The organism is Comamonas sp. CMM02 (assembly GCF_014851485.1).
Classification (GTDB): Bacteria; Pseudomonadota; Gammaproteobacteria; order Burkholderiales; family Burkholderiaceae_C; genus Comamonas; species Comamonas avium.
In genome coordinates, this window is the sequence record NZ_JACUZW010000025.1 from 1 (window position 1) to 246 (window position 246).

Below are 246 nucleotides of genomic sequence, written 5' to 3' on the forward strand. Positions count from 1 at the left end.
CGGTCACGTTTGTGCTGCCTTCGACGGCGCTGGTGCCCACCAAGGTCACCTTGACCGTGTCAGGCGTATCGGCCACCACCACGTCTGCCGTGGCTGTGGTGTCCAGATTTTCAAAGTTACCGCCGCCGTTGGTGCCTGTAATGGTCAGTGTCTCGGTGGCGCCATCCTTGTAGACGTCGTCGCCCTGCACGGCAAACGCAGTCGATTGCACCACTGTGCCCGGCACATAGCCCACGCCAAACGTGA

The 246-nt window shown here is 61.4% G+C and carries 1 protein-coding gene; it reads right to left on the minus strand.

Annotated elements, in window-relative coordinates; all coding sequences use genetic code 11:
• The coding region (locus IB213_RS17965) for an immunoglobulin-like domain-containing protein (RefSeq protein WP_192408198.1) at positions 1–246 on the minus strand (246 nt) is incomplete at both ends.